Source organism: Paraburkholderia sp. JHI2823 (genome assembly GCF_038900695.1).
Lineage (GTDB): Bacteria > Pseudomonadota > Gammaproteobacteria > Burkholderiales > Burkholderiaceae > Paraburkholderia > Paraburkholderia mimosarum.
This window is the reverse complement of record NZ_JAYMRY010000021.1, coordinates 16,501-40,155: the sequence shown is the minus strand read 5'-3', so window position 1 is coordinate 40,155 and position 23,655 is coordinate 16,501. Positions and strand designations below refer to the sequence as shown.

Below are 23,655 nucleotides of genomic sequence, written 5' to 3'. Positions count from 1 at the left end.
CTTACACCTCGATGAGCTTGCGCAGCGAGTCGCCGGCCAGCGGCATGTCGCGCACGCGCTTGCCGCTCGCGTCGAACAGCGCGTTGCCGAGCGCGCCGGCGGTCGGTCCCATCGCCGCTTCGGCCGCGCCGAGAAAAGGGGCGCCGGGGCGGTCGATCAAGTGCACGTTGACCTGTTTCGGTACCGACGAGTAGCGCAGGATGGGGTAGGTGCCCCAGTCGAAGCTGCGGATGCGCTGTGTGTCGAATTGCAGGGACTCGTGCAGTGTCCAGCTCGCGGACTGGATGATGCCGCCCTCGATCTGGTTGCGGATGCCGTCGGGATTGACGATCTGCCCGCAATCGACCGCCGCTTCAGCGTGTTCGAGCGTCACCTCGCCCGTCTCCGGCTCGATCGAGATCTCAACCGCAATGGCCACGTACCCCATGAGGTTCTTGTACTTCGCGAATCCAAAGCCCACGCCATGATTGCGGGCGCGCGGCGCGCGCGGCCAGCCGAACTGCTTCGCGGCGAGCTTGATGACATCCTTCGCGCGCTCGTCGTCGAGATGCCGCAAGCGAAATTCCACGGGATCGATGCCGGCCATATGGGCGAGATCGTCCATCGTGCTTTCGATGGAGAACACGTTCATGTGTGCGCCGAGCGAACGCATGGCCGAGGTTTGCAGTGGCATCGTCGGCGAGAAATTGTTCATCACGTAGAGGTTCGGCAGCACATAGAGCGGAATGCCGTTGCGGTCGCCGCCGCCCTCGGGTTGCAGCATCGGCGTGGAAGGCGCGGGGGCGAACGGCTTTTCCAGCATGCGTGCGGGCAACAGACGCCCCGCGTTGACGATGCGCTCGTTGTGCGAACTGCTCCACAGCGCGTACTGCCAGTCGACGATGCGGCCGTTCGCGTCGATCGCGGCTTTCACCTCCGTCACCATCGCGGGTGTGTAGTGGTCCCAGGTATGTTCCTGTTCGCGCATCCATTGCACGCGAACCGGATGGCCCGGCATGGCCGCCGCGATCAGCGCCGCATGGGCGGCCACGTCGTCGGCGCCGTTGTGGCCGTAGCAGCCTGAGCCTTCCACGTGGACGCAGCGCACCTGTTCCTTTGGCAGCGAGAGCATTTCGGCGAGCGCATCGCGCAGCGGATACACCCCTTGCGAATGCGTCCAGACGCTCATCTGCGTACCGTCGAACAGGGCAACCGAGCACGACGGCCCGATTGAGCCGTGCATCATGTAGCGCTTCGTGAACTGCGCGCTGAGCGTCTTGACGGCGGGCGCCATGGGTGCGTGGTGATCCGCGATCTTGATGGGCTCCGTCGCGATAACTTTCAGCTCGCGATGCACCGTATGCGGATCGGGCAGCGCGCGTCCATTCGTCCAGGTGCTGCCCGCTGAGAGCGTGCGTTGCGCCTTGACTGCTTGCCATTCGCCTTTCGCCACGACGGCCAACATGCTGCCGTTGCGCACGATCTTGACCACGCCGGGCATGTTCATGACCGTGGCTTCGTCATACGCCGCGAGGTGTGCATCGTAGACCGGCGGCATCACCACGCGCGCGTGCAGCATGCCCGGCAATACCATGTCTTGAACGTAGCTCACGCCCCCGGTGACTTTCGAGGGGATATCGACGCGCGGCAGCGACGTGCCGATCACGCGGAACGTTTTCGGGTCCTTGAGCGGCGAGGTGGGCGTGGCGCTGCGATGGAGATTGACGAGCCCGACGGCCTCGCCATAGCTCATCATGCGGCCGTCGCGCGCGCGGATCACGGCGTTGTTCGCGACGAGCGTCGCGCCGTCCACTTTGAAGTGCTTCGCGGCGGCGTCCACAAGCAGGCCGCGCACCTGAGCGGCCGCGTTGAGCAGCGCCGTACCGCTGTCGGCAATGGTGTGGCTGCCCGCCGTCAGGCCTTCGTCGGGGGACGCGCCGGTGTCGGCGGTCAGGAAGGTGATGAGCCCGGGCGCCATGTTCAGCTCTTCCGCCGCGACCTGGAGCAGCGCTGTGCGCACGCCCGTGCCGAGTTCGACCTTGCCCGTGAACACGGTAACCTTGCCTTCGGGCGTGATCTTGATCCACGCGTCTAGCATCGGATTGGTCTTGAGGCTGCCCGCGAGCGCCTGGGTCTCCTTCGAGACATAGACCGCCGCGCCTTCGTCGGCGATTACCTCCTGGGCGAACAGCTTCGCGTTTGGCGCCATGCTGAAAGCGACGAACAGCGCGCCCGAAATCATGAAGTGCCGGCGGCCTTCGTCGACGAAATCGTCCTGGTGGCTCATCGTTGCGCCTTCGTTTCGATGTGGGGTTGAGCGATACCCGCGACGTCGCGCACGGCCGCGAGAATGCGCATATGCGTGCCGCAGCGGCAGAGGTTCGGCTCCATGTGGTCGCGGAGTTCCTGCTCGCTCGGGTGCGGATTCTTGTCGAGCAGCGCCTGGGCGCGCATGACCATGCCCGCGATGCAGTAACCGCATTGCGCGGCCTGGTGCTTGATGAAGGCGTTCTGCAAGGCGCCGGGATGCGCGGCGCTGCCCAGTCCTTCGAGTGTGCGTACGGGGCGCGCGCCAATCGCGCTCACCGGCACGAGGCAGGAAAACGTGGCCTCGCCGTCGACGATCACCGTGCACGCGCCACATTGACCAAGGCCGCATCCGAACTTCGCGCCGTGAAGCTTGAGATCGTTTCGTAGTGCATACAACAGCGGCGTGGACGGATCGATATCGAGCGTATGCGGGGTGCCGTTCACATTCAGGGTAATCATCGCGCACTGTCCTCCTTTCTGAGCGTGGCGACGAGCGGCGAGGCATCGGGCCACGCGGGTTTCGCGGACCACGTCGCGCGCACGTAAGCGAGAAGATCGGCGACTTGCCGGTCGTCATAAACGCCGCTGAATGCGGGCATGTAGTTCACCGCATCCTCGCGGTGCCAGTTGATGCCATTGAGGATCATCTGGATTGCGTTGCGCGGCGTATCGGCGTTGACGGCCGTGCTGAAAGCGAGCGTCGGGCGTTCGCCGATCGTCTGCATGGGCGAGCCGTTTCCGTGGCACTGCGCGCAGGATGCGTTAAACAGCACCGCGCCGCGTTGCTCTGCCAGTGTGGCCTCATTCGAGGCACCCAACGCGCTCCTGGCGGCCGGTGGCGACGGATGCGGCGCCTCGCCCTTTTGCAGCGACAGGATGTAAGTGGCAATCGCCTCGACGTCCGACTGTGGCACGGTTGCGAGGTCGCGCGTGACGGGCAACATCGGCCCCGCGGCCGCGCCATGTCCGGAAGCACGGCCGGTGCGCAGGTACGCGACGAGTTGCTCGCGCGTCCACGGCCTCGATGCGCCGTAGAGCGCGTTGAGGGCAGGCGCTTCCCAGCCGTCGACGATGCCGCCGTCGAACGCCCGCCCCGACTTCTCTCCGCCAATGGCATTGAGCGGCGAGTGACACGACGCGCAGTGGCCGAGTCCGTCCGCCAGCAGCTTGCCGCGATTCCATTGCGCGTCTTGTGCCGGGGCCGGTTGGAGCGGGCCGGGGCGCAGGAACAGCACGTTCCAGAAAGCCACGAGCGGGCGGAAGTTCAGCGGAAAGACGAGTGCGTTCGCGGGCGCGGCGGCCTGTACCGGCTCGCGGCTCATCAGATATGCGTAGGCCGCGGAAACATCCTGGTTGGACATGTGCGTGAAGTGCACGTACGGAAAGGCGGGATAAAGCTGATGGCCGTCGCGCGCGATGCCGCGGCGCAAGGCGCGGGCGAAGGCCGCCTCCGACCAGTTGCCAATGCCCGTTTGCGGGTCCGGCGTGATGTTCGTCGCGTAGATCGTGCCGAACGGCGTGGCGAGCGGCAGGCCGCCCGCGAACGGCTTGCCGTTTCTTGCCGTGTGGCACACCGCACAGTCTCCCAAGGCCACCACGCGCGCGCCTTCCAGCTTGAGGTGGGCGTCGAAGCTGTCTGGCGCCGGGGGCGTGATGGGCGCGATGGCTGGCTCGTACATGATGGCGCCCGCCATCGTGAGCCCCACGATCGCGAGCGCGCCAACGACAAGCGCAATGCGTTTGCGATTCATGCTATCTCCTCGTTCATGGGCGCATTGAGGGAAGGCGTCACGAGGAGAGCGCCTCGGCCGCAGCCGGTTCGCCGGTGGGGGCGCCATACGGCGGGTAATCGACATAGCCGACGTTGTCGCCGCCATACCAGCCTACCGGGCGCGGCGCGGCCAGTTCGACGTTCGCCGCGATGCGCTCGACGAGGTCCGGGTTCGCGATATACGCACGGCCGAACGCGACGAGATCGGCGTCGCCCGTGGCGATCAGGCGATCGGCCGCCGAAGGCGTGATGGAGCCGTTGAGCATCAGCGTGCCCTTGAACGCGGGGCGCAGGGTTTCGATCATGCGGGGCAGATCGGGCTGGCCGCTCCAGCCGTTCGTGTCGGCGGCGTGCAGATACGCGATGCCCGCTTCGTCGAGCATGCGCGCGACATACGCGTAAGTGCCATCGGGGTCCGTGTCGCGCACGTTGTTGTATCCGGCATAGGGCGAGACGCGCACGCCCACTTTCGCGAGCGGCATGACTTCGCCCAAGGCCTGGATGACTTCGGCGAGAAAGCGGGCGCGGTTGGCGAGCGAGCCGCCGAACTGGTCATCGCGCGTATTCGTTGTCGACGAGAGGAACTGATGCAGCAGATAGCCGTTGGCGCCGTGAATTTCAACGCCGTCGAAACCGGCGGCGAGCGCGTTGACGGCAGCGCGCTTGTATTCGGCGATGGCCTGGGTGACTTCGTCGGTCGTCATGGCGCGCGACGGCGTGGCGTGAATCTTCGTGTAGTAGCCGTTTTGCAGCTGGCCCCACACCTGCAGTTGCTCCAGGTCGTCGTTGAGCCCCGAGGGCGAGAGCGGCTGATCGCCGCCGAGCAGCGCCATCGAACTGACCCGGCCGCTGTGCCAGAGTTGCGCGAAGAGGCGCCCGTGCTTCGCGTGCACCGCTTCAGTCACGGGCCTCCAGGCCTGCACCTGTCTGTCGGTCACGAGTCCCGGAGCGAGTTCGAATGCGGCGGAGTGCGGGCTGACGTTCGTCGCTTCGCTGATCAAGAGGCCCGCCGACGCGCGCTGCGCGTAATACTGCGCCATCAGCGCGGTGGCTTCGCCGCGATGTGGCGCGCGGGCGCGCGTCATGGGCGCCATCGCGATCCGGTTGGGCAGCGGGAGGCTGGACAGATCATAAGGAGTAAGCAAGGAAGACATGGTGATTTCCTGTGGGGCACGTTCTTGAAAGTGAACTGCGGTACGGGCTTCGGGTTCTATCGGCCGGTGCGCACGTGGGCGCGTCCGACAAACAGAAAGTGGACGAACGCGACGAGCGGGAAAACGAGGGCGACGCCGGCAACGAGCGTCCAACCGCCGCGCTCGAACAGCGTGCTGGCGAGCGCCGACCCAACCGCGCCGCCCACGAAGATGCTCGTCATGTAAAGGGCGTTGAGGCGGTTGCGGCTCGACGCATGCAGCGCATAGATCTCGCGCTGGCCGAGCACCATGTTCATCTGCACGGCGAAGTCGAGCGCGATGCCAGTGACGACGAGGCCGAACACGCCCCATGCGGGATGCACGAGCGCGGGCAGGAAGGACAGCGCAGCCGTGCTCAGGGCGACGAGCGTGGCGCGCACGGAATGACCGGCGTCGGCAAGTCGACCCGCCACGGGCGCGGAGGTGGCGCCGATCGCACCCACGAGCGCGAACAGGGCAATTTCCGACTGCGTGAGCCCGTACTGGCGCGTCAATTCGATGGGCACCGCCGTCCAGAAGAGGCTGAACGTGGCGAACATGAGGCCCTGGTAGAGCGCGCGGTGACGCAGCACGGGCAGGCTGCGCGTGAGCTCGACGAGCGAGCCGAGCAGTTCCAGGTAGGTCGCGCGATGCTCGGGACGGCGCTGCGGAATCGTGAGCGCGAGCACGGCCGTGACGAGCGCCATCAACGCCGCCGCGCCGCCGAACACCACGCGCCAGCCCAGGTGGTCGGCGACCACGCTCGCGAGCGGGCGCGAGAGCAGCACGCCGAGCAGCAGGCCGCCCATGATGGTGCCAACGATGCGTCCGCGCGAGTGGTCGGGCGCGAGGTGTGCCGCGAGCGGAATCAGGATCTGCACGGCGACGGAGCTGAAGCCGATCAGGAACGAGAGCACGAGAAACCAGCTCGCAGAATGCACGAGCGAAGCCGCCGCGAGGCTCGCGATCGAGACCACTGCGGTCGTAATCATGAGCTTGCGGTTTTCCAGCAGGTCGCCGAGCGGAACGATGAAGAACAGCCCGAGCGCATAGCCGATCTGCGTGAGTGAGACGACGAGGCTCGCCGTGTCGCCCGACATGTGGAGCGAGGCGCCGATCAAGAGCGTGATCGGTTGCGCGTAGTACAGGTTCGCGACGATGGCGCCGCAGGCGAAGGCGAACAGCGCCACGAGTCCCGACGTGAGCCGGACCGGTCCGCTTTTGCCGCCGAGGGTCCGTGAGGGCGTGGACATGCTAACTCCTTGAACGATGGCCTCCGGGTCTTGCGAGGCGGGACCCCGTATTCGCCGCCGCCGACCTCTGGCGGGGATAAAGGGCAACATTTGTCAGATCGAAAGGTTAGAAGAGGCGCCAGCCCTGCGGAAGCCGGACCCCACGCAACCCCACGTTGCAAAAATCGCAATGAAAACGCGGTTTCAGGCGCAGTGTGCGCACGCCGGAAAGCTTGTGTTTGCGCGCTGCGGCCCGCTTTTCGAATCCGCACGATGCCGGTTCGGCAAGCGCTCCGTGAGCCCTTAGCGCCGCGCCGACGGGGTGAGCGTCACCGTGCAGGTCATGCCCATAGCGAGCTTGACGCCCTCGGGTACACGGTCGAGGTGAATCCGCACGGGCACGCGCTGCGCGAGGCGCACCCACGTAAAGATCGGATTGACGTCGGCGAGCAGGTCGCCGCGGCTCGTGGGGTTGTCGCGATCGGCAATGCCGCTCGCGAGACTCTCCACGTGCCCTTCGATCGGCTTGCCGCCCGAGAGCAGGCGCACCTGCGCGGGGTCACCCACACGCACGGCGGGCAGCTTCGTTTCCTCGAAGTAGCCGTACACCCAGAAGGAATGCACGTCGATCAGCGCCATGCGCGCGACGCCAGCGCTCGCGAAGTCGCCGGGGTACAGGTCGAGGTTGGTGATATAGCCGTCGGCAGGCGCGTGCGCCTCGCTGCGTGCGAGATTGAGTACGGCCGTGCGCTGCGCGACTTGGGCCGCCTTCACCTGCGCCTGCGCCGACGCGTACGCCGCCGCCGCGCCCTCATAGGACGCCTGGGATTGCCGGGCGAGCGAATCGGCGTCGGCGCGGTTTTCCTCGGAAATCGCGTCGCCCGCGAGACTCGCGCGGCGCGCGGCCTGGGCGCGCTTCATCCCGTACTCGGTCTGAGCCGCCGCCATGCGCGCCTTCGTTTCCGCGAGTTGCGCCTGGGCGCGCTGGAGGTCGGCATCGGCCTGATCGATGGCGTACTGGAAGCGCGCCGGATCGAGCACGAACAGTACGTCGCCCTTGTGCACGTACTGGTTGTCGTGCACGCGCACCTCGCTCACGAGACCGGACACGTCGGTCGCGATTTGCACGACCTTGGCGCGCACACGCCCGTCGCGCGTCCAGGGCGAGAACATGTAGTCGAGCCAGAGCGCCCGTACGAGCGCGATGGACACGGCGAGCAGCACGAGTGTGGTGGCGGCGCGCAGGAGGGTTCGGGTATTCATCGTCGATTACACAAGGTGGGCGCGGTTACTGACGCAACAGCAGTGACGCGCCGCTGAACAGCGCCGCGAACAGCGCGACGCGAAAGAGGTCAGGATGCCAAACGAAGCGATACAAGCCGACCCGCGCGAGCACGAGATCGAGCGCGACGAACAACAGCGCGCAGGCCGCGAGAATGGGCAGCAAGCCCGGCACGAGCAGCGAAAAGAACTCAATCTCGCGCGGCATCGCTCGCTCCTTGATTGGGGGGCGCTGAATTCGCGGGGCGCGCAACGTCATAGCCGCCCAGCGCGCTCATCAGCAACGCCCACGCGTCGAGCCGTTGCGCCTGCACTTGCGCGAGGCTCTGCTCCTGCTGCAACTGCGTGTTCTGCGCGGCCAGCACGTTGAGAAACTCGCTGATGCCGCTGCGGTAGCCCGCGTCGGCCAGGCGGTATGCCGTGCGCGCGGCGTCGAGCGTCGACTGGGTCGAGGCCTGCTGATCCTGCAGCGCGCGCAGCGACACCGCCTGCGTGGCCACGTCGCGCATAGCGTTCACGACCGTGCGGTTATAGACGTCCACGGCGGCGTCGCGCGACGAGACCGCCACGCCGTACTGGCCGCGCCGGCGCCCGCCGTCGAAGATCGGCAGGGAAATCGCCGCGCCGAAGCCATGGCCGATGCCATCGCTATTGAGGAAGTTGAAGAAGCCGCCGAAGGTCGCCGCCGAACCGAGCGAAGCCGTAGCAAGCAGATTGATGTCGGGATAGAAGTCGGCGTGCGCGGCGTCGATGCCCTTGTCCGCTTTGAGCACGCGCCAGCGCGCCGCCACGACGTCCGCGCGATGACCGACCAGCTCCGCCGGCAAGGCGGCCGGCAGCGTGAGCGGCACGCTCAGGGCGAGCTTCGGCCGCGCCAGCGCGTCGCCGTAACCGGGGCCTTTGCCGCACAGCGCCGCAATCGCGAGCCGATCCAGGGCAATCTGCTGCTGAGCGCGTTGCAGGCGCGTCGCGCTCATGGAGAGCTGCGTTTGCGCTTGGGTCGCTTCGAGGCGGCTGCCGATGCCCGCGCGCCAGCGCTGCGTCGCGATCTCGAAGGTGCGCCGCTCCTCGTCCTGAACGGCGCGATACACGTCGGCGAGCGCGTAGTCGAGCGAAAGCTGCACATAGGCGCGTACGACGCTGGTTTGCAATTCGACCTCCGCAAATCGCGCGTCGGCGGCCGTGGCGTGCAGATTGTCGAGCGCGCCTGCGCGGATCGCGCGCTGCTTGCCCCAGAGATCGAGGTCGTAAGACAGCGTCGCGCCGATGTCGTTGCTCCACACTGTCGTGCCGCCCGGCGGCGCGGGCGTGGTGTAGCGCGCGTAGCGGCGGCGCTCGAACGCGCCATCCATGTTCGCCTGCGGCAATGCGCTCGCGCCGGCGATTTCCGTCTGGAAGCGCGCGGCCTCCACTCGCGCCGCGAGCGCTTGCAGGTCGGGGTTGCCCGCCGTGGCGTCGACCACCACGCGATCGAGTTGCGCGTCGCCCCAGCGCAGCCACCAGTCGTCTTGCGGCCATTGCGCTTCGGCTTGCGTCTCGCGCAACGCGGCGCCTGGGTCGAGCGTGCTGGCATCGACCATCGTCGCGTGCGTGTGGATGCCGCCGCTGTTGATGCAGCCGCCGAGCAGGAGCGCCGCCGACCACGCCGCCGGGATCGTGCGACGACGGACAAGGGAGAACCCGAAATGCGCTTTCATGCGGCACGCTCCGTGTGCGCCCAGAGCGCGAGCGCATCGTCGCGCAGCGCCAGTTCCGTGAAGTGCAGCAACGCCTGCATGCGGCAACGGATGAGCGCTTCGTGATCGGCCGGGGCGGCGTCCTGCGCGTTCGCGCCCGGGTCGACGCCCGGCGGCAGCGCCGCGAGCGCTTCGTCCGTGGCGGCGAGCGCACGTGCGGTGCGCTCGGGCGCGGGTGCTTCGAACAATTCGGCCAGCGCCTGGAGCCACGCTTGCAGACGATCGGCCCATCGCGCGGGCAGCGCGTCGCCAAGCTGCTGCGTGTCGAGGCGCATTAGGATCATCGCGCGCCCCGCTTCAAGCACGGCGAATGCCCACGCGATCATGCGCTCGCGATCGAAGCGCGCGTCGGCGGGCGCGGAAGCGATCTGCATGATGCAGTCGCGCACTTTCTGTTCGAACGCGTAGAGCAGATCCTCGTCCAGTTCGCCGTCGCGCGCGTCGCTGGCAATGAGGGCGCGCACGTCCGCGAGGTAGCGGCGGGCAATCCATTCGCCTGCACGCGGCGCGAGCACGGAAAACGCCACTGCGGCGGTGGCGATCCCGCAAAGCAGCGCAAAGCCCGTGTCGAGATACGCGCTCGGGTTATAGACGGCCGGATTCGAAATGCCGACGATGAAGCAGAAATAGATGTTGAAGCCGAGCCCGAGCACGGCCGTCTTCGGGAACGTGTTGAGGTAGCCGCCGACCATCACGACGATGGCGGTTGCCGCCGCGAGCAGCGTGAAGGTGCCGAGATGGGGCAGCGCGAAAAAGCTGAAGCCGAAGCCGGTGAGCCAGCCCGAAAGACAACCCATGAAGATTTGCCACGCGGCCGTGGGCGGGTCGGGCACGAGCGCAAACAGCGTGCTCGTGATGGCCACCGCGACGATCGCGGTTGCGCCGCCCACCCAGCCCGACGCAACCCATACCGCGCCGACCAGCAGGACCGCAAGCGCCGCGCGAGCGCCCGCGACCAGCGCGGCCGTGCGGTTCGCCACCGCGTGCTGACGTGCGATACGGCCAATCGCCTGAAGCACGGAGACGGTCCACGGAAGGCGGTCGGCGTTGCGCGCTTCGAGATAGCGGCGGCAGAGCAGGCGCAGATCCGCCGTCATGAAAAGGAGCGCCGCGCCAGTGCTCTCCACCACCCGGCGTTGTGCCGGCGGCAGATCGGCGAGCGCCTGCAGTTGCGCGGCGAGCCGCGCGGGCAGCGCCGCTTCGAACGCGTCGAGTTGGGGGAGCAACGCGGCCACGGCATCGTCCGTGATGCATGGCGCGCCCGCCAGCGCGGGCATGAGCGCGAGCGTCGCATCGGTTAGCGCCGTGATGGCGGCCTGCGAGCGGGGATGCGCGTTGATAATCGCGTGCGCCTTCAGGCGTTGCAGCGCGTAGAGCCACGTGACGGTGTCGAGAAAGCTGCGGTCGAGATCGAGAAAAACGGCCTGCAGGAACCGCATCGACGGGTCTTCGAAGAGCGCGCCTGTGCGCAGCAGTTCGACGTTTGCACGTTCGCTGATGAGGCGCAGCAGCGAGTCCGCTTGCGGCATCGCCGTCGCGCGTTCGAGCGTCGTGCGCAGGGCGCCCAGAAGATGCGTGAAGCTCACGCGGCTTGCGGCAGCGAGCGCAGGCGCGACGTGACGCGGCAGCACGATCGAACTCACCACGCTCGCGCACACCACGCCGATCACGACCTCGCTGATCGTATAGACCACGTTGTCGAATACGCCGTACGGATTCGATATCGCGGGCATTGCCGTGATCGCCGTGGCGAAGCCGGTGAGCACGAGGCCGTAAGACTGGAAATTGTGAAAGTACGCCGAGCCGAACGCGCACAATCCGATCCACGCCGCGAGCGCGAGAAAGAAGGGCAACGACTGCTGGGCGCACAACGCGATCAGCACGAGGCCCGCGAGGCTGCCGCCCACCATGCCGAGCCCGCGATAGAAGCCGCGCGCGATCACGATGCCGCTTTGCTGGTGCATCATCACGATCACACAGGAAAGCATGGCCGTGGCAGGCGAGCGCAATTGCAGGCGCATGGACAGGCCCATCGCAAGCACGACCGCGAGGCCCACCTTGACTATGTGCAGAAGGCGCGGCGCGTCGTCTTTCCAGTACGCGATCCATTCGTCGCGCAGGCGCGGTGGTGTGGCGCCGGCGGGCGTCACGTTCATGAGTGTCCTTTTCGGTGTCGGTTGCACGTGTGTCAGGCCGGCGCGGTCCAGGCAATTCCATCCTGTCCTGTGAACCAGTTGATGCACATGAGGAAGCATTGCATAGGGCAAAAATGTTTGTGCTTAAGCGCCGGGCGCGAATTTGGTAGCCATTCCTGCGGCCGTTTCAATACGCTTGGGCTGTGCAGCGAAAATGTTCGATCGACTGGCCCGACGCCACTGCTCGACTGAGCCACGGCGGCATCGCGCCCGCACCGTCCCACGTGTTGCCTTCGGCGTCGCGATACTGCACGGCCAGCGCGGCGCGCGTGTCCGCGATGAGCGCGCGCTCCAGCGCCTCCGGCGTGATGCCCGCGCGCGCCATCCTCAGGCGCATCCAGACGATGAGGCGCTCGCGCGCTTCACCGCTCATGGGCCGCGGCGCGCTCGCGTCGCGTGTCGTCAATGCTTCGGAAAGGGTCTGCATGGTCGTGTCTCTCTCGTCGGGTTCCTGCCTGCCAACGATAGCAACGCGGTTGCGCCCGCACCATCAGCCCGTGATATGTTCATTTCAGACTATCGATTGACGTTCCATACCTTGGTTTAGTTTGGGGGCACGACATCGTTCGAAGCTGAAAACGCAGGCAAAAGTCACACACTTCGGGCCGCCCGGCTCGCCATCATCCACCTCGTCGCCAGGTTACGAGTCCCGGCATGCGCTGCGGCGCCATTCACAGGTGGAGAGTCTCGCTATGGACATGTTCAAGTCACTTAAGGCTTTTATCGCTGTCGGGCAACTGGGTAGCTTCACGCAAGCCGCGCGTGCGTCGGGCTTGTCCACGCCTGCTGTGAGTCGCGCCGTGTCCGACCTCGAAGGCGCGCTCAAGGTACGGCTATTGAACCGGTCCACCCGTAAGGTGAGTTTCACGGAGGAGGGCGCGCTTTTTTTTGCGCCGCTGCTCGAAGGGATTCAATTGATCGAAACCGGCATGAGCGACGCGTGCCGCTCGAACGCGGACCTGCGCGGCGTGATTCGAATCGGCGCGCCGCCGATGATAGCGGGCACCATGCTCTCGCCGCTCATCGCGGCCTTCAGCGAGTTGCATCCCGAGATTGAATTCGATGTTTCGATCGACGAACGCCACAACGAGACGCTCGACGAACAGATCGACGTGGCCGTGCGCGTGGGCGTGGATCCGGACTGCAACTGGATCGTGCGCGCGCTCGGCACGCTCAAGTTCGTGCAATGCGCGGCGCCCGCGTATCTGCGTCGGCGCGGCGTGCCGGGCACGCCTGATGAACTGGTGCGACATCGATGTATCGGGCTAAGGGGCTCGCGCGGTTCACGTGCGCAGGCCTGGGAATTCGCCGCGGGCGGCGTGCCGCTCAATTGCCCGGTCCAGGCGGTCGCGACATTCAACGAGGTGAGTGCCATCGTGCATGCGGCGCGAGCGGGCGTGGGCATTGCGCAGCTTCCTCAGTATCTCGTGCGCGGTGATCTCGCAACGGGGCGTCTGGTGAGCGTGCTGCCCGACTATGCGAGCGAGCGCCGCAAAGTGCTGCTCTGTTATCCCCGGCGCGCACCCATGCCCATGCGGGTGCGAAGCTTCATCGATTTCGCCTTCGCGCGCCTGAGCGATGAACTGCACGACGCGCCACGGCCCGCCCTGCTTGCGCAGCACGCGCTGCAGGACGTGGCGCTTGCGTGAGCGCCATATGGCTCGAGGCCCGACGTGTGAACCGTTATCCGCCTCATACTTAGATATAGTTGTCACACATCGAGATATAGTGTTAATCGACAACGCTCCTATCTAAGATAACGACATGAGCGGTCAGCACTTCTCGAGCCCCGCCCGAAACGCTGTACTGGACGAGGATCACACGCTTGCAAACCCCCATGATAGTTTCCATCGTCGACGATGACGAAAACGTGCGTTTCGCGACCTGCAGCCTGCTGAGGTCGCTGGGCTGCGATGTGCGGGTGTATGCATCGGCTGAGGCGTTCCTGGATTCCGGCCGCCTTGGCGACGTCAACTGCGTGATTTCCGACGTGCAGATGCCCGGCATGGGCGGCATCGAAATGCAGCGCAAGCTCAAGGAACTGAATTCGGCCCCGCCCATTATCTTTATCAGTGCATTCGGTTCCGAGGCGCGGCGCAAAGAAGCGCTCGCCAATGGCGCGCTGTGTTTTCTCGACAAACCGGTCAACGGGGAGGCGATCCTCGCATGCCTGGAAAAACTCGGTCGTACCACTTGAACGCCACCCTCGTCCGATCCGACGCCATCCGATATCGGCATGAAGGGGGCCTGGTCTTTTGGCTCGCCGTGCTCGTCGCGCTCGGCGTATTCTGCGTCGACGCGTTTACGCCGCTCGATATCGCCGTTGCCGTTTTCTACGTCGTGGTCGTGCTGCTCGTCGCATCGAGCGGATCGAACATGGCCGTGATGGGCGCCACGGTCGCCGTCGGCGCGCTCACGCTCGCGGGCTTCCTGTTCTCGCACGGCAGCCACTATACGGGCGGCTCGATCGCGCGTTGCGTGGTGAGCCTGCTCGCGATCGGCTCGACCTCGATCCTCTCGCTGCGCAATCTCGCAAAAACCGCGCAATTGCACGAGCAGATCGACATGCTCAACCTCACCCAGGACGCGATCCTCGTCTACGACCTCGGCGGCAAGATCACGTTCTGGAATCACGGCGCGCAAACACTATATGGCTGGAGCGCGGAGCAGGCCGTGGGCCAGCGCATCCACGATCTCACGCAAACGCATGCCGACGCACCCCTCGACGAGATTTACGCCACGCTGCTGAGCACCGGCCACTGGTCGGGCGAACTGCAACGCGTGCGCCGCAACGGACGCGCCGTGAGCGTCATGAGCCGGCTTGCCGTGTGGCGCGACGCCAAAGGCGAACCGCGCGCGATACTCGCGACGAACAACGACATCACGCTGCAAAAACAGATGGCCGAGGAGCTCGCGGCGCAGCAGGAAGAGTTGCGCGCGGCGATCGACGCGATTCCGGGCATGGTCTGGAGCGCGTCGAACGAAGGCGAGGTGATGTTCGTGAACCGTCGCTGGCAGGAGTCCGGCATCGACACGAAGGACAGGGGCGCGGACCTGTGGGCGGGACTCGTGCACCGCGACGACTTGAGCCGTATGCGCAGCGACTGGCTGGCCTCCGTCGCCACCGGCCGGCCGCTCGACAATCTCTCGCGCGTGCGCCAGCGCGACGGGGGCTACCGCTGGATGCATATCGCCGCCGAGCCGCAGCGCGACGCGAGCGGCGCGGTGCGCCGCTGGTATGGCGTGAACACCGATATCGAGGCGCGCAAGCGCGCCGAAGACGCGCTCACGCGCAGCGAGGCCTTCCTCGTCGACGCCCAGCGGCTCAGCAAGACCGGCAGCATTGGCGTCGCGCCCGCAAATGGCGAGATGATCTGGTCGAACGAGGCCTGGCGCATCTTCGGCTATGACCCCGCTTCAGAGGTGACGCCCAGCATCGCGCTCATTCTCGCGCGCACGCATCCCGACGACCGCGCTCATGTCGAAGCCGCGCACCGCAGCGGCGGCACGCCCGCGCCGCTGATCGACATAGAGTACCGGTTGGTGATGCCGGACGGCGCGCTCAAATACGTGCACTATGTGGCGCATCTCGGGCCGCCCGCATCGACCGATCTCGCCTATGTGGGTGCGCTCATGGACATCACCGACTGGCGCCAGACTCAGGAGGCGCTTGCGCGCTCGATGGCGGAACTCGCGCACGTGACGCGCATGACCACGCTCGGTGAAATGGCGGCCTCGATGGCGCACGAAGTCACGCAGCCCATGGCCGCCGTTGTCACGTCGGGCGACGCCGCGCTGCGCTGGCTCAACCGCGCCGAGCCGGATGTCGAGGAGGCGGCGCGCTCAATCGGGCAGATGATCAAAGCGGCGCGGCGCGCCAGCGAGATCGTGCGCCAGATACGCGCCATGGCGCAAAAGCGTCCTGCGGCATTCACCCGCGTCGCGCTGGACGACGTCGTGGATGAAGCCGTGCAACTGATGGCGGGCGAATTCCGGCGCAACGGCGTGGGCTGCGAAGTGCAACGCTCGCGTGAAAAATCGCTCGTTCATGCGGATAATATCCAGTTGCAGCAGGTCATCATCAATTTGCTGATGAATGCGGTGCAGGCGATGGACGAACGCGAGCGTGCGCCGCGCCGCGTTGCCGTCGCGACATCCAGGCTGAACGAACAGGAGGTGCAACTGAGTATCGAGGATTCCGGCCCCGGTATCCGGGAGCAAGATCGCGAGCGCCTGTTCAACCCGTTCTTTACAACAAAACCCACCGGCATGGGCATGGGACTGTCGATCTGCCGCTCGATCGTCGAAGCGCATGGCGGCAGCATTGACCTTGACGCCGCGGCGGCTCCCCGTGCACGCTTTTTGATTACACTGCCGCTGGAATCCGCACAAGAGGAGGTCGTTACATGAACGTGCAGCGCAATACTGGGGGCGTGGCGCCGGGCAGGCTCGTCTACGTGGTCGACGACGACGAGTCGATGCGTGAGGCCTTAGGCACCTTGTTGCGCTCGGTCGATCTGCCGGTGCAGCTGTTCGCCTCGGCGCGCGATTTTCTCGCCTTCGAGCGGCCCGACGTGCCGAGCTGCCTGATTCTCGACGTGCGCCTCAAAGGGCAGAGCGGCCTTGCGGTGCAGGCGCAGATTGCCGAGAGCGATCTGCGCATTCCCATCATCTTCATGACCGCACACGGCGATATTGCCATGACGGTGAAGGCCATGAAGGCGGGCGCCACGGACTTTCTCGCCAAGCCGTTTCGCGATCAGGACATGCTCGACGCCGTCGACCACGCGCTCGCGGCCGACGAAAAGCGGCGCAGCGCCGATCGCTCCGTTTCGGACCTGCGAAAATGCTATGGATTGCTTACGCAGCGCGAGCGCGAAGTGATGGCGCTGGTGGCCTCGGGGCTGCGCAATAAACAGATCGCCGCCGAAATGAACCTGAGCGAAATCACCGTGAAGATTCATCGCGGTCAGGCCATGCGAAAGATGGAATCGAATTCATTCGCCGATTTCGTGCTCAAAGCGAAAACGCTTGGCATTAGCGCGTCCGCCGACGAATCCTGAATCGCAACGCCCGTAACATTCCCCGTTTTTCCACGCTCGCACGCCCGCCGATTTCCGCCAATGCGCGAATGACCGGGCGCGCCGCCGTTCACGCATTCCCCCCACTTTCTTATCTGCGGCTCATACCAAGGTTTGAGTGAAACGGTGTGCTGCCAATCAACGGCCGCCTGAAATGTGGAGCGCGCCTGGCGCTTCGGTATTCGCTTCGTACTGCAGGATATTCCGGCGGCCAACCGGTTAAACCTCGGTATGAGTGCCTCAAACATTCACACCAAAGGCGCAATCCATTGTACGACTAGTGGGCGCGATATTCGTCGGGTAACGTGGAGCCTCATCACTTACTCATCTTCGCGGCGCTTCAGGTCGGAACTTCGACACGACGGCGGCGGGAAAGGAGCGAATCTCATGGGCAATCTGTCCGACTGTCTTGTGCCGACGCGTGCGGCGCGTCAGCCGATCGACGCCGAAACCGAATGGCGCGTGCCGGGCGACAAGCTGCAACCCGCGTCCGGGATGCGGGTCCTGCGCTGGTCGCGCAAGCCGAGCGGGCCGCTCGATGTCGTGAGCGATGGCCATGCGTCGATGCATTGCGTGGCGCTCAATCTCAAGTGCACCGTGGTCGATTTCGACTACGGCGCGCGTCCGCTGATTCGTGGGCGCGTGTCGGCGGGCGTCGCGCATGTGGGCGCGCCCGGCGTCGCCGCCCGGGCGCGTTTTTCCTCGCCATGCGACGTGCTGCATCTGTACGTGACGCAACAGGTGCTCGACGAATGCTATGCGGACCTGTTCGAGCATGCACACAACGGCGACATCGTGCTCGGCGACGGCCGCTTGCTGCGCGACCCCGCGATCGAGCGCCTGAGCCAGGCGCTGGCCGTTTCGCCGACCAGCGACGCCGCGCTTGGCAAGATCTTTACGGACAGTGTGAGCCTCGCCATCGTTTCGCGCCTTGTGAGCCGCCAGTACGCGGGCACCTCGCGCAACACGGGCGCCGCGGCCGAACTGCCGAAATGGCGCATGACGCGCGTGATGGAATACGTCGACGCCCATCTCGGCGACCCTATCGGGCTCGCGGAAATGGCGCAGAGCGCGGGTCTGACGCGCATGCACTTCGCGGCGCAGTTTCGACGGGCAAGCGGCCTGCGCCCACATGAATACCTGCTACGTCGACGCGTCGACCACGCGCAGTCGCTGTTGCTCGGCTCGCAGCACACCGTGCTCGACGTCGCGCTCGCCTGCGGCTTTCGCTCGCAGGCGCACTTCACCACCGTCTTCAAGCGTTTCGTGGGCGAGACGCCTTGTGCCTGGAGGAAAAGCAACGATGGGCTTCGATAGCGACCTCGTGCGCTTCATGGCGCACAGCACGCAGTATCTGCTCGGTCATCTTTCGGCGGATACGGCGCACGAGCCGGAAGTGCTAACGGCGCTCCAGCCTTTGCCCGAGGATGCTCGGCGGCAGGCGAACCGCAGCATGGGTTTGCCGGCGTCGCAGCGGAACCGCTGCAGGCCTGATGCTTGACCATGGACGCCGCCGACGCGAATGAAGCGTCGATGCGGCGAAATCCGAAAATCCACAGCAGAGTCGAACACATTTATGACAGGAGTCCGCACTATGGAAGCGCAAACGCAAGTTGTCGACCCGTGGCAAATGACGATTGGCATGCTCGGGCTGTTATCCGGGGAGAAGTGCCCGGGCAACCCGGTACCGACAGCGCGCAAGCCTGCTTTGCGCCGCTGCGCCGACAAGCCCGTACCTAGCCTCACGATCCGCGTGCTGGAGCGCGCTACCGCTACGCGTGTGACGCTCGCCTGGCGCGATCCGTCGCGTTGCGCGTATTGCGATCAGGAGTGGTATCGCACCCGCGCGCGCCGCTCGGGCGTGTGCGCGGTGAGCGGGCGCGAGATCAGGCGCGGCGAGGACGTCTATCGCCCGCGCCCGATGCGTCCGCAGGCCCTCAACGCTGACGCGATGATCCACAGCATCGTTCTCGACGAAGCGGCACGCGTGTGAGTGAAGCAGCGATTGGCGCGACAGGCTGGCATGGGCGTCGAAGCAGCAAACGATGAAGATCGCGAATGTGAAAGAGGGGCGCTCCGCTGGAGCGCCCCTCTTTCATTGGACGTTTGGCGCGAAGGCGCCTCGTCTCAAGCGCTTTCCTCTGCGTGCTCGGGCCGGCCGACCTTGCCGCGGAAGATGTAGTACTGGTAGAGGTTGTAGCCGATCATGACGGGAAACACGAAACCGATGCCGATCAGCATGAAGGTGAGCGTCGCACTATCGGACGCGGCATCGAGAATGCGCAGCTTGCCCGGGACGAAGTCGGGAAAGAGGCTGATGGCGAGGCCGAGAAACGAAATCAGGAACATCGCGAGGGTCGCGCGAAACGGAACGCCCGATGTCGCGTGCCGCAAGCCGACCAGGATCGCGACGAAGGCCAGCGCCGCTAGCAGGCCGAGCGCGCCAAGGACGTGCACGACCGGCGCTTGCGACCAGCGGTCGTGCCCCACGCTGCTGTAGAGCCAGGTCGCGGCGCTAAGCGCCAACGCCGTCGCCACGCACACCTTGGCGTACACGGTTGCCGCGCTGCGCGCCCACTGCTCGAGCGGGCCTTGGGTCTTCTGGACGAGCCATGTTGCGCCGAGCAGACAATAGCCCGCGACCACGCCCACCGCCGCGCAGGCGACGAAGAGCGCGCTCACGGACCCCGGTTCGAGCGCGGTGATGACCTTGCCGAGGATGACGCCCTGCGCGGCGGCCGCCACGAAGCTGCCGAAGCCGAATACGCGATCCCAGAGGGCGCCGCGCGTCGCGCTGTGTCGGAATTCGATGGCGGCGCCCCGCATGATGAGGCCCGCAATCAAGACCATGATGGGCACGTAGAGCGCTTGCATAAGGAGGGCGTAGGCGAGCGGAAAGGCGCCGAAGAGCGCGCCGCCCACCACGACAAGCCAGGTCTCGTTGGCGTCCCACACGTGGCCGATCGAGGCGACCATCACGTCGTGATCGGTGCGCTCGCGGCGCATGAGCGTGAGGATGCCGACGCCGAGATCGAAGCCATCCGTGACGACGTAGAACGCGAGCATGAGACCGATGAGGCAAAACCAGGTATAAGCCAGCATGACATGCGTGGAGGTTTCCATGAGGGTTCCTTCATCCTTCAACGGGGGGCGGCGGCTTCAGCCCACCGTGGTGTATGAATCGGCGGCTTGCGATGCGGCGCGCGCCGGGGCGATGAGCAGGTCCGGTCCCGTGCGCAGCCAGCGTCGCGCGAGGAGGAAGAACGTGACGATCAGCACGAGGTAGAACGAGAGGAACATGACGGTACTGGCGGCGACCTGGCCGGGCGGCACGGCCGACACGGCATCACGCGTTCGCAGGAGGCCGTAGACGACCCACGGCTGGCGGCCAACCTCGCGCACGATCCAGCCCGCCTCGACGGCGATATACGGCAGCGGGATCGCCGCCACCCACGCGCGCAGCAGCCAGCGGCGCTGAAGCAGCGCATCGACCCTGCCGCGAAAGCGCCGCAGGCACCAGGCGGTCCACAGCGCGAGGGCCACGAACAGAAAGCCGATGCCCGCCATCACGCGAAACGCGTAGTAGAGCAGCGGCAGCATGGGCGGCTGGTCCTCGCGCGCGAAGTCGGCGAGCCCCCTCACGGTGCCGTGCAGCGTATGGGTGCCCAGAACGCTCAACATGCCCGGCACCTCGATCGACCAGTCGTTGCGCTGCGCTGCCTGATCGGGCCACGCGAGCAGCGACCAGGACGCACCCGTGCCCGCCGCATTGGTGTGCCAGTGGCCTTCAATCGCCGCGCCCTTGGCGGGCTGCGTGGCGAATACGCTCACGCCGCTCGAATCGCCGAGCCACACCTGCAACGGCGCGGCGACCAGCAGCACCGCGAGCGCGAGCTTGAATGAGTGCGCGAAGAATTCGGCATGACGCCCGCGCAGCATTTGCCAGGCTGAAATGCCCGCGACCACGAACATGCCGGTTTCGATCGCGGCCACCCACATATGGCCGACGCCCCACGCGACATCGGGGTTGAAGATCGCGTGCAGATAGTTGCTGACGACGATCTTGCCGTCGACGACCTCGATGCCCGCCGGCGTCTGCATCCACGAGTTCGCGACCATGATCCAGAGCGCGGAGAGACTGGAGCCGAGCGCGACCATCGCCGTCGCGAACAGATGCACGCCGCGCGGCACGCGGTCCCAGCCGAGCAGCATCACGCCGATGAAACCCGCTTCGAGCATGAAGGCCATCGCGCCTTCAAAGCCGAGAATGTTGCCGATGAACGGCCCGCTGTACTGCGCGAAGCCCGCCCAGTTGGTGCCGAACTGGAACTCCATGGGAATTCCGCTCACCACGCCCACGGCGAAGTTCAGGATCAGCAGCTTCGACCAGAAGCGCGCGTGCCGGTAATACACGAGGTTGTTCGTGCGCAGCCACAGCGCCTCGACGAGCAGCACGAAGGCCGCGAGACTGATCGTGAGGATCGGCCAGAGAATGTGGAAGATGGCCGTGAGCGCGAATTGCAGGCGCGAGAGGGCGAGCGTGTCAAAGAGTTCCATGGATGTTTCCCTGTTGCGCGGCAGCGCCGGCGCGCCGGATCTTCACGGGCACGCCCTTATAGGAAGGCGTGCGGCTTTGCGGGTCGTAGGCATAGAGCGGCACGAGCGGATTCGCCTCGGGGTAGTAAGCACCACAGCAGCCGTCGGGCAACGCATATTCCACGAGCATCAGGCCGCGGACGACGCGCTCAATGCCGTCGCGCGACAGGGCGACGAGATCCACGCGCTCGCCCGCGTGCATCTCGCGGCGTCGCAGTTCCCCGGCGTTCACGAATACCACGTCGCGCTGGCCGAAGACGCCGCGATAGCGGTCCGAATGCGAATAGAGCGTGGTGTTGTACTGGTCGTGGCTGCGCATGGTGGTGAGCCAGAGCGCGTCGGGGTCGCCGTGCACGGGGTCTTCGTCGAGCCCCTGAAACACGAGAAAATTGGCCTTGCCCGTGGCCGTGGCCCAGATGCGATCGCGTGCGGTCGAGCCCAGATGGAAACCGCCCGGCACACGAATGCGCGCGTTGTATGCTTGGAATGCGGGAAACACGATTTCAATGGCCTCGCGAATGCGGTCGTAGTCGGCCACCAGGTGCTCCCATGCCACGCGCGAGCGCGCGCCGAGCGTGGCGCGCGCGATGCCCGCGACGATGGCCGGTTCGCTACGCAGGTCCGCCGAGGCCGGCGGGTTGCGGCCCGCCGAAGCGTGCACCATCGACATCGAATCCTCCACGGTGATCGACTGCGGGCCGTTCGCCTGCACGTCAATTTCGGTGCGGCCGAGACAGGGGAGGATCAATGCGTCCTTGCCATGCACGAGATGGCTGCGATTGAGCTTGGTCGCGATGTGCACCGTAAGCGCGAGGCCGCGCATGGCCGCCTGGACGCGCGGCCAGTCGGGCACCGCCGCCGCGAAGTTGCCGCCGAGCCCGATGAACACCTTCGACTCGCTCGTGAGCATGGCCTCGATGGTCGCGACGACATCGCGGCCATGCTCGGCGTTCGGCCGAAAGCCGAAGGCGCGCTCGATGCCGTCGATGAGCGCCGCATTCGGCTTTTCCGTGATGCCGACCGTGCGATTGCCTTGCACGTTCGAATGGCCGCGCACCGGGCACACGCCTGCGCCCGGACGTCCCACATTGCCGCGCATGAGCGCGAGGTTCGCGATCTGCTGCACGTTGGCGGTCCCGCAGTGATGCTGGGTGACGCCCATGCCGTAGACGAGGATCGCGTTCTTCGCCGCCGCGTACAGGCTCGCGGCCGATTCGATGTCGGCCTGCGCGAGGCCACTATGGGCCGCGATCGATTCCCATGATGTCGCGCGCAAGTCCGCTTCGAGCGCCTCGAAGCCCAAGGTATGGCCCGCGATGAATTCGGTGTCGAGAATGCGTGGGCGGTCGTGGGCCACAGCGGCGTCGTCCATTTCGAGCAGCGCCTTCATCATGCCTTTGAGCACGGCCGCGTCGCCACCGACCTTCACCTGATAGAGACAGGTGCTGATGGGCGTCGAGCTGAAGGTGGCCATTTCGATCGGGTTCTGCGGCGCTGCGAAGCGCTCGAGCGCGCGCTCGCGAAACGGATTGAACGAGACGATGCTCGCGCCACGGCGGGAGGCGGCGTGCAGGTCGCTCATCATGCGTGGGCTGTTGGTGCCGGGGTTCTGTCCGAAGATGAAGATGGCGTCCGCGTGCTCGAAGTCCTCCAGCAGCACCGTTCCTTTGCCGACGCCGATCGACTGCGGCAGGCCCACGCTGGTCGCTTCGTGGCACATGTTGGAGCAGTCGGGGAAGTTGTTGGTGCCGAACTCGCGCACGAACAACTGGTAGAGAAACGCGGCCTCGTTCGAGGCGCGCCCCGATGTGTAGAAGTCCGCTTCGTTCGGGCTTTCGAGCGCGTTCAGATGCGAGCCGATCAACGCGAACGCCTCGTCCCAGCCGATCGGCGCGTAACGGTCGGTGGCGGCGTCGTAGCGCATGGGGCGGGTGAGGCGGCCGACCATTTCGAGGTCGTAGTCGTCCCATGCGGCGAGTTCGCTCACGGTATGCGCGGCGAGAAATTCCGGCGTGCAGCGCTTGTCCGTGGCCTCCCAGGCCACGGCCTTCGCGCCGTTCTCGCAGAACTCGAACGAGGAAGTGTGCTTCGGATCCGGCCACGCGCAGCCGGGGCAGTCGAAGCCTTCGGGCTGGTTCATGCGCAGCAACGTGCGCGCGCCGGAAACCGCCACACCCTGCAGTGCGAGCGCTTCGCCCGTGGCGCGCAGCGCGCCCCAGCCACCCGCCGGTTCCTTATAGATGCGGATTGTTTTCTTGTCGCTTGCCATGTCGATTCCTTCGCGGCGAGGGAGGACGCCACG

The 23,655-nt window shown here is 66.0% G+C and carries 20 protein-coding genes; 7 read left to right on the top strand and 13 right to left on the bottom strand.

The features are described from left to right. Position 1 precedes the first annotated feature (1 nt). From VSR34_RS21945 to VSR34_RS21900, 10 genes are all read right to left on the bottom strand, one after another. Positions 2-2,266: a molybdopterin cofactor-binding domain-containing protein gene (locus VSR34_RS21945; RefSeq protein ID WP_342963512.1), complete on the bottom strand. Its 2,265-nt coding sequence runs from the start codon at positions 2,264-2,266 to the stop codon at positions 2-4. Then, entirely contained in the window at positions 2,263-2,748 is a 486-nt protein-coding gene (locus tag VSR34_RS21940; protein WP_342963511.1) for a (2Fe-2S)-binding protein, read from the bottom strand. Before VSR34_RS21940 ends, VSR34_RS21945 begins: the two co-directional genes overlap by 4 nt. Next, on the bottom strand, positions 2,745-4,040 hold the full coding sequence (locus tag VSR34_RS21935; RefSeq protein ID WP_342963510.1) for a c-type cytochrome: 1,296 nt from the start codon (positions 4,038-4,040) through the stop codon (positions 2,745-2,747). Before VSR34_RS21935 ends, VSR34_RS21940 begins: the two co-directional genes overlap by 4 nt. Positions 4,041-4,077: 37 nt before the next feature. Further along, positions 4,078-5,214: an alkene reductase gene (locus VSR34_RS21930; RefSeq protein WP_342963509.1), complete on the bottom strand. Its 1,137-nt coding sequence runs from the start codon at positions 5,212-5,214 to the stop codon at positions 4,078-4,080. A gap of 56 nt (positions 5,215-5,270) precedes the next feature. Beyond that, positions 5,271-6,485, bottom strand: a complete 1,215-nt coding sequence (locus VSR34_RS21925) for an MFS transporter (RefSeq protein WP_342963508.1) — start codon at positions 6,483-6,485, stop codon at positions 5,271-5,273. Positions 6,486-6,767: 282 nt separating this feature from the next. Further along, entirely contained in the window at positions 6,768-7,727 is a 960-nt protein-coding gene (locus VSR34_RS21920) for an HlyD family secretion protein (protein WP_342963507.1), read from the bottom strand. Between the two features lie 25 nt (positions 7,728-7,752). Then, positions 7,753-7,953: a DUF1656 domain-containing protein gene (locus tag VSR34_RS21915; RefSeq protein ID WP_342963506.1), complete on the bottom strand. Its 201-nt coding sequence runs from the start codon at positions 7,951-7,953 to the stop codon at positions 7,753-7,755. Further along, positions 7,937-9,442, bottom strand: a complete 1,506-nt coding sequence (locus VSR34_RS21910; RefSeq protein WP_342963505.1) for an efflux transporter outer membrane subunit — start codon at positions 9,440-9,442, stop codon at positions 7,937-7,939. Before VSR34_RS21910 ends, VSR34_RS21915 begins: the two co-directional genes overlap by 17 nt. Then, positions 9,439-11,637, bottom strand: coding sequence for an FUSC family protein (locus VSR34_RS21905; protein ID WP_342963504.1), 2,199 nt, complete (start codon positions 11,635-11,637; stop codon positions 9,439-9,441). The genes VSR34_RS21910 and VSR34_RS21905 overlap by 4 nt, the downstream gene beginning before the upstream one ends. A gap of 166 nt (positions 11,638-11,803) precedes the next feature. Continuing rightward, positions 11,804-12,103, bottom strand: coding sequence for an H-NS family nucleoid-associated regulatory protein (locus VSR34_RS21900; protein ID WP_342963503.1), 300 nt, complete (start codon positions 12,101-12,103; stop codon positions 11,804-11,806). A 271-nt stretch (positions 12,104-12,374) separates the two neighbouring features. Here VSR34_RS21900 and VSR34_RS21895 point away from each other — a divergent pair, with 271 nt between their 5' ends. The 7 genes from VSR34_RS21895 to VSR34_RS21865 all read left to right on the top strand — a co-directional run bounded on the left by VSR34_RS21895 (position 12,375) and on the right by VSR34_RS21865 (position 18,750). Next, a complete protein-coding gene (locus VSR34_RS21895; RefSeq protein WP_342963502.1) occupies positions 12,375-13,325 on the top strand; it encodes a LysR family transcriptional regulator in 951 nt (316 codons plus the stop codon). 188 nt (positions 13,326-13,513) lie between these two features. Then, complete coding sequence (locus VSR34_RS21890; protein WP_342963584.1) at positions 13,514-13,873, top strand: response regulator; 360 nt, start codon at positions 13,514-13,516, stop codon at positions 13,871-13,873. Continuing rightward, on the top strand, positions 13,870-16,086 hold the full coding sequence (locus tag VSR34_RS21885; RefSeq protein WP_342963501.1) for a PAS domain S-box protein: 2,217 nt from the start codon (positions 13,870-13,872) through the stop codon (positions 16,084-16,086). The genes VSR34_RS21890 and VSR34_RS21885 overlap by 4 nt, the downstream gene beginning before the upstream one ends. Then, positions 16,083-16,739, top strand: a complete 657-nt coding sequence (locus VSR34_RS21880) for a response regulator (RefSeq protein ID WP_342963500.1) — start codon at positions 16,083-16,085, stop codon at positions 16,737-16,739. Before VSR34_RS21885 ends, VSR34_RS21880 begins: the two co-directional genes overlap by 4 nt. Before the next feature lie 405 nt (positions 16,740-17,144). Further along, entirely contained in the window at positions 17,145-18,074 is a 930-nt protein-coding gene (locus VSR34_RS21875) for an AraC family transcriptional regulator (RefSeq protein ID WP_342963499.1), read from the top strand. Continuing rightward, on the top strand, positions 18,061-18,258 hold the full coding sequence (locus VSR34_RS21870) for a hypothetical protein (protein WP_342963498.1): 198 nt from the start codon (positions 18,061-18,063) through the stop codon (positions 18,256-18,258). The genes VSR34_RS21875 and VSR34_RS21870 overlap by 14 nt, the downstream gene beginning before the upstream one ends. 93 nt (positions 18,259-18,351) lie before the next feature. Next, positions 18,352-18,750: a DUF3331 domain-containing protein gene (locus tag VSR34_RS21865; RefSeq protein WP_342963497.1), complete on the top strand. Its 399-nt coding sequence runs from the start codon at positions 18,352-18,354 to the stop codon at positions 18,748-18,750. Between the two features lie 134 nt (positions 18,751-18,884). Here the strand turns inward: VSR34_RS21865 and VSR34_RS21860 are convergent, their stop codons facing one another. Genes VSR34_RS21860 through VSR34_RS21850 form a run of 3 tightly spaced genes read right to left on the bottom strand, consistent with a single transcriptional unit; the run spans position 18,885 to position 23,622 of the window. After that, positions 18,885-19,880, bottom strand: a complete 996-nt coding sequence (locus tag VSR34_RS21860) for a cytochrome d ubiquinol oxidase subunit II (RefSeq protein ID WP_342963496.1) — start codon at positions 19,878-19,880, stop codon at positions 18,885-18,887. A 36-nt stretch (positions 19,881-19,916) separates the two neighbouring features. Continuing rightward, entirely contained in the window at positions 19,917-21,314 is a 1,398-nt protein-coding gene (locus VSR34_RS21855) for a cytochrome ubiquinol oxidase subunit I (protein ID WP_342963495.1), read from the bottom strand. Continuing rightward, complete coding sequence (locus tag VSR34_RS21850; protein WP_342963494.1) at positions 21,301-23,622, bottom strand: FdhF/YdeP family oxidoreductase; 2,322 nt, start codon at positions 23,620-23,622, stop codon at positions 21,301-21,303. The genes VSR34_RS21855 and VSR34_RS21850 overlap by 14 nt, the downstream gene beginning before the upstream one ends. Positions 23,623-23,655: the final 33 nt, after the last annotated feature.

What these genes read in the sequence shown, in the direction of transcription:
- VSR34_RS21945 (WP_342963512.1), bottom strand. Translation starts at nt 2,266, where the DNA reads ATGAGCCACCAGGACGATTTCGTCGACGAAGGCCGCCGGCACTTCATG.
- VSR34_RS21940 (WP_342963511.1), bottom strand. Translation starts at nt 2,748, where the DNA reads ATGATTACCCTGAATGTGAACGGCACCCCGCATACGCTCGATATCGAT.
- VSR34_RS21935 (WP_342963510.1), bottom strand. Translation starts at nt 4,040, where the DNA reads ATGAATCGCAAACGCATTGCGCTTGTCGTTGGCGCGCTCGCGATCGTG.
- VSR34_RS21930 (WP_342963509.1), bottom strand. Translation starts at nt 5,214, where the DNA reads ATGTCTTCCTTGCTTACTCCTTATGATCTGTCCAGCCTCCCGCTGCCC.
- VSR34_RS21925 (WP_342963508.1), bottom strand. Translation starts at nt 6,485, where the DNA reads ATGTCCACGCCCTCACGGACCCTCGGCGGCAAAAGCGGACCGGTCCGG.
- VSR34_RS21920 (WP_342963507.1), bottom strand. Translation starts at nt 7,727, where the DNA reads ATGAATACCCGAACCCTCCTGCGCGCCGCCACCACACTCGTGCTGCTC.
- VSR34_RS21915 (WP_342963506.1), bottom strand. Translation starts at nt 7,953, where the DNA reads ATGCCGCGCGAGATTGAGTTCTTTTCGCTGCTCGTGCCGGGCTTGCTG.
- VSR34_RS21910 (WP_342963505.1), bottom strand. Translation starts at nt 9,442, where the DNA reads ATGAAAGCGCATTTCGGGTTCTCCCTTGTCCGTCGTCGCACGATCCCG.
- VSR34_RS21905 (WP_342963504.1), bottom strand. Translation starts at nt 11,637, where the DNA reads ATGAACGTGACGCCCGCCGGCGCCACACCACCGCGCCTGCGCGACGAA.
- VSR34_RS21900 (WP_342963503.1), bottom strand. Translation starts at nt 12,103, where the DNA reads ATGCAGACCCTTTCCGAAGCATTGACGACACGCGACGCGAGCGCGCCG.
- VSR34_RS21895 (WP_342963502.1), top strand. Translation starts at nt 12,375, where the DNA reads ATGTTCAAGTCACTTAAGGCTTTTATCGCTGTCGGGCAACTGGGTAGC.
- VSR34_RS21890 (WP_342963584.1), top strand. Translation starts at nt 13,514, where the DNA reads ATGATAGTTTCCATCGTCGACGATGACGAAAACGTGCGTTTCGCGACC.
- VSR34_RS21880 (WP_342963500.1), top strand. Translation starts at nt 16,083, where the DNA reads ATGAACGTGCAGCGCAATACTGGGGGCGTGGCGCCGGGCAGGCTCGTC.
- VSR34_RS21875 (WP_342963499.1), top strand. Translation starts at nt 17,145, where the DNA reads ATGGGCAATCTGTCCGACTGTCTTGTGCCGACGCGTGCGGCGCGTCAG.
- VSR34_RS21870 (WP_342963498.1), top strand. Translation starts at nt 18,061, where the DNA reads ATGGGCTTCGATAGCGACCTCGTGCGCTTCATGGCGCACAGCACGCAG.
- VSR34_RS21865 (WP_342963497.1), top strand. Translation starts at nt 18,352, where the DNA reads ATGGAAGCGCAAACGCAAGTTGTCGACCCGTGGCAAATGACGATTGGC.
- VSR34_RS21860 (WP_342963496.1), bottom strand. Translation starts at nt 19,880, where the DNA reads ATGGAAACCTCCACGCATGTCATGCTGGCTTATACCTGGTTTTGCCTC.
- VSR34_RS21855 (WP_342963495.1), bottom strand. Translation starts at nt 21,314, where the DNA reads ATGGAACTCTTTGACACGCTCGCCCTCTCGCGCCTGCAATTCGCGCTC.
- VSR34_RS21850 (WP_342963494.1), bottom strand. Translation starts at nt 23,622, where the DNA reads ATGGCAAGCGACAAGAAAACAATCCGCATCTATAAGGAACCGGCGGGT.